The 15,299-nt window shown below is 64.0% G+C and carries 5 protein-coding genes and 1 tRNA gene; 5 read left to right on the top strand and 1 reads right to left on the bottom strand.

Annotated elements, in window-relative coordinates; genetic code table 11:
* Positions 1-14 precede the first annotated feature (14 nt).
* Positions 15-1,538 (bottom strand): tetratricopeptide repeat protein, encoded by a 1,524-nt coding sequence (locus DESTE_RS17480; RefSeq protein ID WP_198015324.1) that lies wholly within the window; start codon positions 1,536-1,538, stop codon positions 15-17.
* 1,016 nt (positions 1,539-2,554) lie between these two features.
* Here DESTE_RS17480 and DESTE_RS03955 point away from each other — a divergent pair.
* The 5 genes from DESTE_RS03955 to DESTE_RS18165 form a co-directional block, all read left to right on the top strand.
* Positions 2,555-6,220, top strand: coding sequence for an inverse autotransporter beta domain-containing protein (locus DESTE_RS03955; RefSeq protein ID WP_198015323.1), 3,666 nt, complete (start codon positions 2,555-2,557; stop codon positions 6,218-6,220).
* A 239-nt stretch (positions 6,221-6,459) separates the two neighbouring features.
* Positions 6,460-6,783, top strand: a complete 324-nt coding sequence (locus tag DESTE_RS17875; RefSeq protein ID WP_156925261.1) for a hypothetical protein — start codon at positions 6,460-6,462, stop codon at positions 6,781-6,783.
* A gap of 930 nt (positions 6,784-7,713) precedes the next feature.
* Entirely contained in the window at positions 7,714-8,514 is an 801-nt protein-coding gene (locus DESTE_RS17475; RefSeq protein WP_084559350.1) for a formylglycine-generating enzyme family protein, read from the top strand.
* A 108-nt stretch (positions 8,515-8,622) separates the two neighbouring features.
* Positions 8,623-8,698 (top strand) — tRNA-Thr (locus DESTE_RS03945).
* A 450-nt stretch (positions 8,699-9,148) separates the two neighbouring features.
* A partial coding sequence (locus DESTE_RS18165) for an Ig-like domain repeat protein (protein WP_035065256.1) occupies positions 9,149-15,299 on the top strand: 6,151 nt, incomplete at its 3' end.

Below are 15,299 nucleotides of genomic sequence, written 5' to 3'. Positions count from 1 at the left end.
CGTGCGGTGTCGCATTACCCGCCGTCGCGCCCGGCATGGTGCACACCTGCAACGAACGCCGGAAGCTCGTTGGCCACGTCGGCGATGACGCTTTCCCAATCATCGGGCTTGTCCTGCCTGAACAGCCGCGCGCCGGGATACCAGGGGCTGTCGGCCCGGCCGAGCAGCCAGCGCCAGTCGGGGACGTAGGGCAGCAAGAGCCACAGTGGCCTGCCCAGGCTGCCCGCAAGGTGCGCAACCGCGGTATCGACCGAAATGACCAGGTCGCACTGCCCGATGGCCGCCGCGGTGTCCCCCAGGTCGGCAAGCGCGCCGTCGATGCGTTCAATCGGCAGGCGCGCGAGGGCGGGCAGGTCCGTGTCCCGGTATTCCCGCTGCAGGCTGAGAAAGGAAATGCCGGGAAGGCGCAGCAGCGGGGCGAGGCGGTCGAGCGCGATGCTGCGCTCGCGGTCGTGCAGATGCCAGGTGGAACCGGACCAGACGAGCCCGACGCGCGACCTTGTGGATTTGGGCAGGCGACTCCGCCACGTCGCCATGCGCCCAGCCGGGACCGTCAGATACGGAACCGGTGCCGGGATGGTGTCCGGGCGGGTACCGAAGGCGAGCGGCAGGCTCATCAGCGGGCAATGCACATCGAACGACGGCAGGAGCGAACGCCGTGTGAGCAGGGGGACGCCGTCGGTCAGCGGCCCCAGCAGCGGCTGGACCGTTTCGGGCACTTCCAGCAGGACGCGCGCGGCCCTTGCTTTTACCAGCGGCAGGTATCGCAGCATCTGGATGGAATCGCCCAGTCCCTGTTCGGCATGCAGCAGGATGGTCTTGTCCGCGATCGGTTCGCCATGCCATTGGGGCAGGGTGGCCATGAAATCACGTGGTCCAAGCTCGCCTGTGCATCGCCAGCGCCACTCGTAGTTCACAAGTCCTTTTGCATAGTTGCCGAGCAGCAACTGCATCAGCGCCTTCTTGAGCCATGCGGAGGCATGTTGCGGGTCGAGCGCTATGACGCGGTTGCAACCCGCCAACGCTTCATCATAGCGACCAAGCTTCAGCAATGCGTTGGCGCGATTGTGATGTGCGTGTATGTCGTCGGCTCTGCGAGCGATGATTCGGTCGCAGCCCGCCACAGCCTCCGCATAACGGCCCATCTCGTACAGTATGCCTGCACGATTGCCATGGGCCACGACAAGATCAGGCTTGAGCGCGATGGCTCGGTCGTAGCTCGCCAAGGCCTCGTCATGGCGACCAAGGCTGGTCAGTACGATGCCTCGTTCGCAATGAGCCCTAGCGTAGTCGGGTTTAAGCGCGATGGCCCTGTCGCAACTTGCCAGGGATTCGGCATAACGACCCATCTGGCGCAACGCAACACTGCGATTAGTATGGGCATCGACATGGTCGTGTTTGAGCGCAAGTATGCGGTCATAGATGGTCAGTGCTTCCTGCAACTGACCGTTCTTATGGTGGCTGATGGCACGATGAAAGAGTTCGGGCAGATTGGCCCCTTTCTTGGCTGCTAACGGTTTTTTCTTTCCCTTATGCATAGCCATCCCTCAAGGTGTCCCTTTGCAATCCGGTGTTCATTGACAGTCGCAAAACTGGAGCCAGACTAAAATCTATCGATGATTAGGGCCTTCCTTTTTACCAAACCACAGACATTCTTACATGTGTCTCACATCAGGAAGAAAGAGCCTTGCTGGGTCATTGACGTATGGTTTACATGCAGAAACTTCATGAGCGGTGCAGGCTGGGTCAGTTCAAGGCGCCTCCTGCCGGAAGCCCATAATCCTGAATCGTTGTGGGGCTCCCCCTTTTCTGACCAAGGTAATGCATTCCCGATCCCCCGGAGCCCTCCGAAGTGGCCCGGATGTGCTGGCGGCTGCGGCAACAGCCCCTCGCATCCGGGCCGCTTTTTTCCTGTCCAGGGCGGTGCGTGCCGGGGGGCGTTCATCGCGCTGAAAGGGCAGGGCCCGGCATTTTTCCTCGTGCGCGACCGGCGTGACAGATGCGGAACATGGGCTCCGGCATCGGGACTCTCGCCCTGACTCGAAAGCGTTGTCGAACCACCGGCACGCCATGAATAACGAGTCCCGACGTCTTGAGCTTCCCCATGTAGGCAAGAGGGACAAGTGCCCAGGCGGTGTTCCACGAGTACTCACTGCCGCGCCGACGGCATTTGAAGCGGCCCCCGGCAGGGCGCAAACTCTGGAAATGGCACTTCGGGCATTCTTTCATGTCTTATTTTGTTGTGCGATATATATGCCGTCAGGGTTTATATTTGTTTACGATTTGTTGGGCGGTGCATCATGCGGTTGCTCCCGCGCCAGAGCAAAGGTGGCTTGCGAGGGAAGGTGAGAAAAAAAAGAGTAGAGGAAATGTACTCTCTCCGAAATTCCGGGCGGCTCAAGAGCGCTGTCTGGGGTGGAATGCTTCGGAGGGAGTCTCCATGCGTAGCTTCCGACACAGGTTTTGTAGCGCGGAAAGCCCGGCAGCCATACTGTTGATCGCACTTCTGTGCTCGATGATCATTCTTTCCGGATGCAGTGCTGGCGTGGGCCGTATGGTAGAGGGTTCACAACATTCGCCTGGTCGGCAGCGCGCCCTTGTGGGGCTGGTGCCCGTGCCTCCTGCGGCAGCCGTGGTGGTCGCTTCCGCTTCCGATCCGGACAGCGAAACTGCATGGATATGGATACCCGCAGCGGAAGGAGCCACCAGCGCCCCGGCGCGAACCCTGGACATGCCTCGTTCCATGACGGCGGTGTTGCTGGAGCAGTTCGCCTCGCTGCTGGATGCCCCCGGCCCTCTGGAGCCGGGCCGTGACGAGGGCCTCGGCTATCATCAGGACGGCACCATGCGCAAGGCGGGCGGCTCTTCGGACCACGGCCCGTCGGACCGTGGCCAGCGCGCCGCCTCGTATCTGCGTTCCGGTCTTGGGTATGGCCTTGACGCCTACGGTTTCAACCCCGACGACGATCCGTTCTTTGACCGGCGCGACGCCCTGCGCAGGGACATGGACGGCGGCTATGGCGATTACGATGATATCGACCTTTCCCGCCGGGCGCAGGACAGGGCCTTGTCTCGCAGCCTTGGCTTCCTGAATTCCATGGGCGAGGCGGCGGTCTCCGACCTGGTGGACGGTGGCCGCGCGCGGCTGAATTTCACCATAGACTGGGACGGCTACTTCCGGGGTGAAGGCGACGTGCTGCTGCCGTTCTACGACAGCCGGTACACCACCATCTTCAGTCAGGTGGGCGTGCGGTCCATGGCCGCGCAAAGCACCGACGACCGCTGGATGGGCAACTTCGGCCTGGGGCAGCGCTGGTACCCGTTCGCCGTGGACGAGAAGGACGCCGGCAACCTGATGCTGGGGTACAACGCCTTCTACGACCACGACATCACGCGCGGGCACCAGCGCGGCGGGGTGGGCGCGGAAGCGCAGTACGACTGGCTGCGCCTTTCGACCAACTACTATTACCCGCTGTCCGGCTGGAAGGATTCGCCCGACTTCGACAGTTCGCTGATTCAGGAACGCCCGGCAGAGGGCTGGGACGCGCGGCTGAAGGCGTATCTGCCATTCTACCGGCACGTGGCGCTGACCGGCGCCTACAGCCAGTGGTATGGTGACCACGTGGGCGTCTTCGGCGCGGACGACCTGGAGAAGGACCCCAAGGTGTGGTCGTACGGCGTGGAATACACGCCCATTCCGCTGGTGTCGGGTTTCGTTTCGCAACGGGCCACGGAGCAGGGCCGTACCGACACCGAGTTCGGCCTGAATGTTACCTGGCATTTCGACATGCCGTGGGAAGAGCAGATATCTCCTTCCAAGGTTTCGGAACTGCGCACGGTGTCCGGCGCCAAGCACGAATTCGTGGACCGCGAAAACCGGATCATTCTGGAATACCGGGCCAAGGACGGCGCGTACCGCATCACCCTGCTGAGCTACAACAGGGAAACCCGGGAGTTCGTGTTGCGTCTGCAGGACGGCTTTGGCCGGTATCCCTCCGGCGTGCGGATGGATCTTTCCGTGGACGACGGGGCCACAGTGACCCCCACATCCGACCTGACCGGTCCCGGCGGCACGGTGACGGGCACCGTCAGCAAGCCCGGCGGGGGCATGGTGGACCTTACGGCCAAGGCGGGCAACACGTCGGAAACCTTCCCGCTGGAAGTGCCGAACCTCGCGCAAATCACCGGAGGCGAACTGACGGCCAGCCCGACGCTGATCCAGGCCGACGGCGGCACGTCCGGCCTGACCCTGCAACTGACGGGTGCCGGGCTGGGCAACCTGCCGGTGACGTGGTCGATCACCTCCGGGGGCACGCTGGCCGGGCTGAGCGGCCAGCAGGCCGCCACGGACGCCTCCGGCGCGGCCACGGCGACCCTTACCGGCCTGAACGCGGGCGGCGGCAGCGTCACCGTGCAGGCCACGGTGAACGGGCAGGACTACACGGCCACCATCGATGTGTCCGCCGTGGCGGGCGGCAGCCTGACGGCCAGTCCGACGCAGATAGTGGCCAATGGCGGCACGTCCGGCCTGACCCTGCAACTGACGGGTGCCGGGCTGGGCAACCTGCCGGTGACGTGGTCCGTCATCTCCGGCTCCACGCTGGCCGGCCTGAGCGGCCAGCAGGCCGCCACGGATGCTTCCGGCGCGGCCACGGCCACGCTGACCGGCCTGAACGCGGGCGGCGGCAGCGTCACCGTGCAGGCCACGGTGAACGGGCAGGACTACACGGCGACGGTGGACGTGTCCTCGGTGGCGGGCGGCAGCCTGACGGCCAGCCCGGCGCAGATCATGGCCAACGGCGGCACGTCCGGGCTGACCCTGCAACTGACGGGTGCCGGGCTGGGCAACCTGCCGGTGACGTGGTCCGTCATCTCCGGCGGCACGCTGGCCGGGCTGAGCGGCCAGCAGGCCGCCACGGACGCCTCCGGCGCGGCCACGGCCACGCTGACCGGCCTGAATGCGGGCGGCGGCAGCGTCACCGTGCAGGCCACGGTGAACGGGCAGAACTACACGGCCACGGTGGATGTGTCCGCCATGACCGGCGGCAGCCTGACGGCCAGCCCGACGCTGATCCAGGCCGACGGCGGCACGTCCGGGCTGACCCTGCAACTGACGGGTGCGGGCCTCGGCAATTTGCCGGTGACGTGGTCGATCACCTCCGGCTCCACGCTGGGCAGCCTGAGTGGTCAGCAGGCCACCACGGATACTTCCGGCGCGGCCACGGCGACCCTTACCGGCCTGAACGCGGGCGGCGGCAGCGTCACCGTGCAGGCCACGGTGAACGGGCAGGACTACACGGCCACCATCGATGTGTCCGCCGTGGCGGGCGGCAGCCTGACGGCCAGCCCGACGCAGATCATGGCCGACGGCGGCACGTCCGGGCTGACCCTGCAACTGACGGGTGCCGGGCTGGGCAACCTGCCGGTGACGTGGTCGATCACCTCCGGGGGCACGCTGGCCGGGCTGAGCGGCCAGCAGGCCGCCACGGACGCCTCGGGCGCGGCCACGGCGACCCTTACGGGCCTGAACGCGGGCGGCGGCAGCGTCACCGTGCAGGCCACGGTGAACGGCCAGAACTACACGGCCACCATCGATGTGTCCGCCGTGTCGGGCGGCAGCCTGACGGCCAGCCCGACGCAGATCATGGCCGACGGCGGCACGTCCGGGCTGACCCTGCAACTGACGGGTGCCGGGCTGGGCAACCTGCCGGTGACGTGGTCCGTCATCTCCGGCTCCACGCTGGGCAGCCTGAGTGGCCAGCAGGCCGCCACGGACGCCTCCGGCGCGGCCACGGCCACGCTGACCGGCCTGAATGCGGGTGGCGGCAGCGTCACCGTGCAGGCCACGGTGAACGGCCAGAACTACACGGCCACGGTGACACTTGCCGAATATCTGTTGGCTCAGAGCGAAATGGATTGGGAAGGTGCCAAAGCTTACTGCGCATCCCAAGGCATGCGCTTGCCCGAAGTGAATCACATGGGGCCTGGAGACGGGTATTTGACTGCCACTTCCGCGGGCATGCCCGTGGACCCGCCGTTTGGGGCCATAAATGCCCCGTGGCCTTCCGGCCTGCCTCTTGGTGCACGCTACTGGGCGGGAACGGAGTACTCTTCAGATCATGCGGTGTGTTTAGGGGATTGGAATGATAACGGCCCAGTCGTCAGAGGTTGCGATTTCAATAAAGCCTGGCCGACCGACGTGCTCTGCGTATCACAGTAGCTGGCTTATCTGGGGCTGCTCCCCAACGGAGAGTGGCCCTATGTCTGCAGCAGTATTTCTAGAATAGCACAGGGAATTGGCATGATAAAAAAAGCATCAGAACGCATTTTCGCAATCGTTGTATATTTTTTAGTTCTCGCGTCTTGGGGATGCGGCTGTCGTTGACTCAGTTGCGATATTGCGACACAGCGTAGCAGGAAAATAAATGCACAGTAAAGATAGAATCTACGTTTACAGCAGTGAGTTTTGACGGCAATGGGGTAAACTGGACCTCTGATTTTGGTGATGCCTTCGCGTCTGTGCAAATCCCCGAAGGCAGGCATGACTTCATTTTTGACTATACCAGAAATGTGGCAGGGGGTGATCGTCAGTATCAGAAAGGCATTCCCTTCAGCCATGATTTTGCCGCCGGGCGCACCTACGAAATACCCGCCGTCGAAGGGGCGGAAGCGGGGGGCTTTGCCAGCCTGTTTTCCAATCCCTCGCAGGCCATGCGTGATACGGTAAACCGGTCGTTGCGAATTTTCGTGAGAGATGCCCCCCCCCGCCCCTCCTCTCTCTGACGGCAAGGGCGTATCATGCCGGAGCAACAACTTCTTTCCATCCCTTGGAGGCGGGCAAATACTTGGGTATGCCCCGCTCAACGGTCTGGCCTGCATAGGCAGCGCGGCGTTGGACAACGCTGCGGTCGGCTAGCTCTCCCACCGGGACGCTCCCGATTTTCGCCCAAGCCTTCCGGGCGGACATGTGGATGGCGGACCTGAGCCCCCCTCTCTCTCGCCTCGGATTGGGGCGAGTTTCTTTTTGTCCACGTCCCTGCCCTCGGACCCATGCGTCTGGAGCAAGCAGGGCGCGACATGCGACACGGTGGTGCTTTTTCCCGCCAACCGTTGCAATCTGCGCTGCTCATGTTGGTACGCCGCCTCCGGGGAATACGCCCCCAAATCCATGCCCCGGGAGGGAGTAAGGCGGCCATTGACCTTGTTATGAAGGATGTCGCCACGCGAGGAGGGCGGGACATCACCTAAAACACGCTGCGTCTCCTTCAGCGGTTTCGTGGTCACGGCCATCGCGTCTCATTTCGCTTTTGGGGCAGAATTACCGCAGGAGGGGACGGCAGGGGTGCGAGCCTGCCCGTTTTCCAGAGGGGGGCGCTGCCTGTCGGGCCAGGAGAGAGGTGACGTTGCCTGAGGGGCGCTAACCATGTGTGGCGCGCGTCACTCTTTGATTAACACCGTTACATGTCATGAATGGGAGGGGAGGGAGGTTTGGTCACATCTGCCGTGTAAGAAAAATATAAGCTAGCGATGTCAAATTAAAAGAAATCTGGGCGTTGTTCGACTTGTGACGTGTGATTTGATTGGCTCCGGATGGTTTACGCACACGTGTGCGGCGTGATTGCACGAGTGTAACGGCTTGCGAAGTCACTCACTGGTGGTGTCAGTGCTGCCTGTCTTGCCGGGCCCCATCTGGGTGGGCCTTCCTGGGGACGTATGCGCATTGAAAAGACGTGGCGTTTGGGCGCATTCCTCTTCGGCCTGGTCGTGACGGCCTGTGCGGCTTGCGATGTCTTTCGTCCGCTCCTGGCTAGCGGGGCTGATTTTACGAATAGCGCCGGAATGGAATTTGTCTTTATTTCTCCCGGAGCGTTTATCAGGGAAAGAAGATTGATTGTGCATGGAGATTCGTCGGCTGGCGGGGCGGGGAGGGCGGATTCATGCACGGTGACCATCAGCAGGCCGTTTTACCTGGGGCGCTACGAGGTGACCCGTGAGCAATGGTACTCCGTCATGCAGATTCAGGGCAAACCCGAGGACGCCGAACGACCGGCACAGGTTTCGTGGAATGACGCCCAGGAATTTATCCGCCGTCTGAATCAGAAGGAAGGGCATGTTCGTTACAGGCTGCCCACGGAGGCGGAATGGGAGTATGCGGCAAGTGCGGGCGCGGGCGTGCCGTTTTTTGTGAATGCCAATGCGCATCTGGCTGACTATGCTTGGTTCAGGGGTAATTCCGGATTGGGTCCTAGTCCTGTAGGGCTGAAGGCTGCCAGTCCTTGGGGGTTGTATGACATCTACGGCAATGTATGGGAGTGGGTGCAGGACTGGTTTGGCGAGTACCCTGCAGCGGATGAAACGGATCCTGTAGGCCCCGCAGCAGGGACTGGTCGTGTCGCACGCGGTTGTAGCTGGAAGGATGATGCTGTGTTTTGCCAGTCTTCTGCGCGTAGTAGCAATGCTCCTGGGGTTCGATTTGATTGTGTTGGTTTCAGATTGGCTTTTTCTCCGGAATGAATGATTTTTATCTCGTGGTGTGTTGTATTTTATTGTAGATTGTTTTGCAAAATATAGCGATTGGTAAATTTTGCTTAAGGGTATTGATGAGAAGGTTATCTCGATAGTGCCAGCATAGCTCAGTTGGTAGAGCAGCTGATTCGTAATCAGCAGGTCTGGAGTTCAAGTCTCCATGCTGGCTCCATGCTTGAAAAATCCGATACGTGCGTGATTGTCGCCGTATCGGATTTTGTTTTTGGCGTGGAAAGCAGCATGCCAAGGCCCTGAAGTTGGGATGGCGCCTGTCTGAAGACCGCGTGCGGTGCGGGCCGGTCCTGGCAAGGGGACTCCGCAACGTGCGGAGAGGAAGTGCTGAAATCTTTTTCATTGCCTGAGACGCTGTTTTCGTGACGCAACGAGGGGGGGGCTGGACGGTCTGGTCCCCGGAGAGATGCGCACCTGCCCGGCGCGCATGGAAGGGGCGGCAGCGATGGATTGATGGGGCCGGTTGCCTGCTGCTGGAAGGTGGGGAGTCGCGTGTCGGATTTGTAAGAAAAATAAAAGAAGGCGGTGTTAGCTAATCTTCACCTCCCAAAGATTTGATTGAGGGGGGCTAAAGCAAAATAAAAATTACACCAACAAAAAGAGGTGTTTAATGGCTTCTTCTTCCACTTTGGCAGATCACGTGAATGTGCAGGTCGCGCTTGATTCCCGCTTGATTGGTGCGTCTGATTCCCCGACGAACTTTTTCATTGCCGCCGAACAATCCAGCGTGTCCAACTATGCCCGTGAAGGGAATGACCTGATCATCTCGTTCGCTGATGGACGGGAACTGCGCATCGCGCAGTTTTTCGAACATGGAGCGGACTACCATAACCTTGTGTTTGTCCACGACGGCAGTTGGCTGACCTCTTTCGACCAGGCCCTGGAAGCCAGCGGTGACGGCATTCTGGATCCGTTGGTGACCTACGAATCTATTGATGACAGCGGGGCTGTTGTTGCTCTGCTGGGGATTTTGAGCGGTGTCGTGGCCACGGCCCTTCTGGCAAGCGATGGGGGTGGTTCAGGAGGCGGGCATTTGGTGGACTCCGAGGCCCCCGGCCAGCCGACCATCGATGCTGTTGAGGACGATGTGCGTCCGGTCACGGGGCCGATCGCGAACGGTGGCGTGACCGATGATACCCGTCCCACCTTGGGCGGTACCGGTGAACCAGGCTCCACCATTACCATCTATGACAACGGCAGGGCCATCGGTTCCGCACTTGTGGGTTCTGACCGCCACTGGACGTTCACGCCGGATGCTCCGCTGACGGACGGTGACCACACGTTCACGGTCACGGCCACGGACCCGGCGGGCAACGAGAGCGCCCCCTCCGATCCCATCACCGTCATCGTGGATACCCAGGCGCCGGATGCGCCGACGATCGATGCCATCGATGATGTGACCCATGATGATCAGCCCACGCTTTCCGGCACGGGTGAACCGGGTTCGGTCATCACGATTCACGACGGTGACGAGGTGATCGGCTCGGTGACGGTGGACGAGGACGGCACCTGGACGTTCACGCCGGATGCTCCGCTGACGGACGGTGACCACACGTTCACGGTCACGGCCACGGACGAGGCGGGCAACGAGAGCGCCCCCTCCGATCCCATCACCGTCACCGTGGACACCCAGGCGCCGGAAGCGCCGACGATCGATGCCATCGATGATGTGACCAATGATGATCAGCCCACGCTTTCCGGCACGGGTGAACCGGGTTCGGTCATCACGATTCACGACGGTGACGAGGTGATCGGCTCGGTGACGGTGGACGAGGACGGCACCTGGACGTTCACGCCGGATACCCCGCTGACGGACGGTGACCACACGTTCACGGTCACGGCCACGGACCCGGCGGGCAACGAGAGCGCCCCCTCCGATCCCATCACCGTCACCGTGGATACCCAGGCGCCGGATGCGCCGACGATCGATGCCATCGATGATGTGACCAATGATGATCAGCCCACGCTTTCCGGCACGGGTGAACCGGGTTCGGTCATCACGATTCACGACGGTGACGAGGTGATCGGCTCGGTGACGGTGGACGAGGACGGCACCTGGACGTTCACGCCGGATGCTCCGCTGACGGACGGTGACCACACGTTCACGGTCACGGCCACGGACCCGGCGGGCAACGAGAGCGCCCCCTCCGATCCCACCACCGTCATCGTGGATACCCAGGCGCCGGATGCGCCGACGATCGGCGGCATCAACGACGACGTCGCCCCCGTCACCGGCACGGTGCAGGATGGCGATGTGACCAACGACAATCAGCCCACGCTTTCCGGCACGGGTGAACCAGGTTCGGTCATCACGATTCACGACGGTGACGAGGTGATCGGTTCGGTGACGGTGGGCGAGGACGGCACCTGGTCGTTCACGCCGGATACCCCGCTGACGGACGGTGACCATACGATCACGGTCACGGCCACGGACCCGGCGGGCAACGAGAGCGCCCCCTCCGATCCCATCACCGTCACCGTGGATACCCAGGCGCCGGACGCTCCGGTGATCGGCGGCATCGACGACGATGTGGCCCCGGTCACGGGTGGGGTCCAGGATGGCGCCGCGACCAATGACAACCAGCCCACGCTCTCCGGCACGGGCGAGCCCGGCTCCACCATCACGATTCACGACGGCGACGAGGTGATCGGCTCGGTGACGGTGGACGAGGACGGCACCTGGACGTTCACGCCGGATACCCCGCTGACGGACGGTGACCATACGATCACGGTCACGGCCACGGACGAGGCGGGCAACGTGGGCGCGGACTCCGGCCCGGTGACCCTGACCGTGGACACCCAGGCCCCGACGGCGGCGGTGACCATCACGGCCGTCAACGACGACGTGGACCCGGCGCAGGGCGTGGTGTCCAACGGCGGCAGCACCAACGACACCGCCCCGGCGGTTTCGGGCACGCTGTCCGGCGCGCTGGGCGCGGGCGAAGTGGTGGAAGTGCTGCGCGACGGCGTGGTGATCGGCACCGCGACGGTGACGGGCACGACGTGGAGCATCGGCGACACGGGCCTTGAGGACGGGCATACCTACACCTACACGGCGCGCGTGGTCGACGGGGCCGGGAACGTGGGCGGGATTTCCTCCGACTACGTGATCACGGTGGACACCACGGCGCCGTCACAGACGGTGCGCATCGATACGATTTACGACAACGTGGGGGCCGTGCAGGGCGTGATCGCCAACGGCGGCGCCACGGACGACTCCCTGCCCGAACTGCGCGGTTCGCTGAGCGCGGCGCTTGGCGCGGACGAAGTGGTTTCGATCTACCGCGACGGCGTGAAGGTGGGCGAGGCCACGGTGTCGGGCACGGGCTGGACGTACACGGACAGCGGGCTGAGCAACGGCTCCACGTACAGCTACACGGCGGTGGTGGAAGACGCGGCGGGCAACGCGGGCGCGGTTTCCCCGGCGTACGACCTGACGCTGCAACCCACTGGTCCCGTGCAGAACGTATGGATTACCGAGATAACGGAGGATGCCGCCCCGGTGACGGGCGTGGTCGCGAACGGCGGGCATACGAACAGCACGATCCTGAATCTCTCGGGCACGCTGACGGCGTGGCTCGGGGGTGGTGAAGTGGTTTCGATCTACCGTGACGGTGCGTTCTTGGGTAACGCCGCGGTCTCCGGTACGAACTGGACGTACACGGACCCCGGCGCCATGGACGGCGAACACGCCTACACGGCGGTGGTGGAAAACAGCCTGGGCGACCAGGGTAGCGTGTCGAACATCTACACCATCACGGTGGACACTGTTCCTCCGGCGCAGACGGTTGCGATCACCGAAGTGCTGGACAACATGGATCCTGCCACCGGCCCCATCCCCAACGGTGGCCAGACGGACGACTCGACGCCGGAACTGCACGGCATGATCTCCGCGCCGCTCTCGGGCACGGAAGCGGTGCACGTGTTCCGCGACGGCGTGGACATCGGCATGGCCACGGTGAGCGGGACCACGTGGACGTTCACGGACGGCAGCCTTTCGAGCGGGAGCAGCTACACGTACACCGCGCAGGTTGTGTCCGCGGCGGGGTATACGAGCGTGGTGTCAAACAGTTGGACAATCAGCCTGAATACCTCCACCGGCGTGCAGACGACGTCGATCCTTGGCGTGGAAGACGACCGTGACCCCGTGCAGGGGCGTGTCGCCAACCACGGCTGGACCAACGACGCCACGCCGACGGTGACGGGGGCTCTGTTCGCGGCTCTGTCCAGCGGCGAGAAGGTCGTGGTCTACCGTGACGGCGCGAAGGTTGGCGAAGCGACGATGGTGACGGGCACGTCCTGGGCCTTCGCGGACAGCGGCGTGGCCGACGGCGAGCATACCTACACCGCGCAGGTGGAAAACCCCGGGACCGGCGCGCTGGGGGCCATGAGCAACGCCTATGTGATCAACGTGGATACGTCGACACCGCCGCAGTCGGTCACGATCAGCGGATACATGGACGATCAGGCTCCTGTGACCGGTACCTTCGGGTTCAACGTGCCGACCAACGACACGACGCCGGTGCTGGAAGGGACGATTTCTTCCGCGCTTGCCGGCAACGAAGTGGTGGCGATCTACCGCGACGGCGTGAGGATTGGCACTGCGTCCGTGTCGGGCACGATGTGGACGTACCAGGACGCGGGTCTGGGCGATGGGGATTATTCCTACGTGGCGCGGGTGGAGGACGCCGCAGGCAACGCCGGCCTCCAGTCCATGGGGGTGACGCTGACGGTGGACACCACGGCGCCGGTGCAGACGGTGACCATCACGGCCGTCAACGACGACGTGGATCCGGCGCAGGGCGTGGTGGCCAACGGCGGCAGCACCAACGACACCGCCCCGGCGGTTTCGGGCACGCTGTCCGGCGCGCTGGGCGCGGGCGAAGTGGTGGAAGTGCTGCGCGACGGCGTGGTGATCGGCACCGCGACGGTGACGGGCACGACGTGGAGCATCGGCGACACGGGCCTTGAGGACGGGCATACCTACACCTACACGGCGCGCGTGGTCGACGGGGCCGGGAACGTGGGCGGGATTTCCTCCGACTACGTGATCACGGTGGACACCACGGCGCCGTCACAGACGGTGCGCATCGATACGATTTACGACAACGTGGGGGCCGTGCAGGGCGTGATCGCCAACGGCGGCGCCACGGACGACTCCCTGCCCGAACTGCGCGGTTCGCTGAGCGCGGCGCTTGGCGCGGACGAAGTGGTTTCGATCTACCGCGACGGCGTGAAGGTGGGCGAGGCCACGGTGTCGGGCACGGGCTGGACGTACACGGACAGCGGGCTGAGCAACGGCTCCACGTACAGCTACACGGCGGTGGTGGAAGACGCGGCGGGCAACGCGGGCGCGGTTTCCCCGGCGTACGGCCTGACGCTGCAGACCACGGGTCCGGACACGGTGGTGACCATCGCGGCCATCAACGACGACGTTGACCCGGTGCAGGGCGTGGTGGCGGACGGCGGCCAGACCAACGACACGTCCCCGGCGCTTTCGGGCACGCTTTCGGGCGCGCTTGCCGGCGGCGAGGTGGTCGCGGTCTACCGCGACGGCGTGAAGGTGGGCGAGGCCACGGTTTCGGGCACGAACTGGACCTTCACGGACACCGGCGTGACCGACGGCGAGCACGCCTACACGGCGGTGGTGGAGAATGGCACGGGCCTTCAGGGCGCGATGTCGAACATCTACACCATCACGGTGGACACGGTTTCCCCGCCGCAAACGGTTGCGATCACGGAAGTCGTGGACAACATGGCCCCTGCCACGGGTCCGGTCGCCAACGGCGGGCATACTGACGACTCGACGCCGGAACTGCACGGCACGATCTCCGCGGCGCTCTCGGGCACGGAGGAAGTGCACGTGTTCCGCGACGGCGTGGACATCGGCACGGCGACGGTGAGCGGGACCACGTGGACGTTCACGGACGGCAGCCTTTCGAGCGGCGGCAGCTACACGTACACCGCGCAGGTTGTGGACGGCGCGGGCAACGCCGGTGCTTCGTCGAACAGCTGGCAGATCACCCTGGACACCTCCGGCGGCGTGCAGGAAGTGAGCATCCTTGGCGTGACCGACGACCAGGCTCCGGACACGGGCCTTGTGACCAACCACGGCTGGACCAACGACGCGACGCCGACGGTGACGGGTTCGCTGTTCATGGCGCTGTCCGGCGGCGAGGTGGTTGCGGTCTACCGCGACGGCGTGGTGGTGGGCACGGCGACGGTTACCGGCACGTCCTGGACCTTCGCGGACAGCGGCGTGGCCGACGGCGAGCATACCTACACCGCGCAGGTGGAAAACCCCGGGACCGGCGCGCTGATCTGCCAGAGCGGCGAGTACGTGATCAACGTGGACGGCACGGCGCCCACGCAGACGGTGAGCATCGACGGGTACGCGGACGACCAGGTTGCCGGCACGGGCAGCTTCGGGTTCAACGTTCCGACCAACGACACGACGCCGCTGCTTGAGGGCACGGTCTCTTCCGCGCTGGCTGGCAACGAGGTGGTGGCCATCTACCGCGACGGCGTGAAGATCGGCGAAGCCTCCGTGTCCGGCACGACCTGGACGTTCCAGGATTCCGGGCTCGCGGACGGCGACTACGCCTACACGGCGCGGGTGGAGGACTCTGCGGGCAACGTGGGCGCGGACTCCGGCCCGGTGACCCTGACCGTGGACACCCAGGCCCCGACGGCGGCGGTGACCATCACGGCCGTCAACGACGACGTGGATCCGGCGCAGGGCGTGGTGGCCAACGGCGGCA

The sequence above is a fragment of the Nitratidesulfovibrio termitidis HI1 genome (assembly GCF_000504305.1).
Classification (GTDB): domain Bacteria; phylum Desulfobacterota; class Desulfovibrionia; order Desulfovibrionales; family Desulfovibrionaceae; genus Cupidesulfovibrio; species Cupidesulfovibrio termitidis.
This window is presented reverse-complemented; position numbering and strand designations above follow the sequence as displayed.

Coding starts and splice junctions, on each gene's coding strand:
- DESTE_RS17480 (WP_198015324.1), bottom strand. CDS start 1,538: ATGCATAAGGGAAAGAAAAAACCGTTAGCAGCCAAGAAAGGGGCCAAT.
- DESTE_RS17475 (WP_084559350.1), top strand. CDS start 7,714: ATGCGCATTGAAAAGACGTGGCGTTTGGGCGCATTCCTCTTCGGCCTG.
- DESTE_RS03955 (WP_198015323.1), top strand. CDS start 2,555: ATGGTAGAGGGTTCACAACATTCGCCTGGTCGGCAGCGCGCCCTTGTG.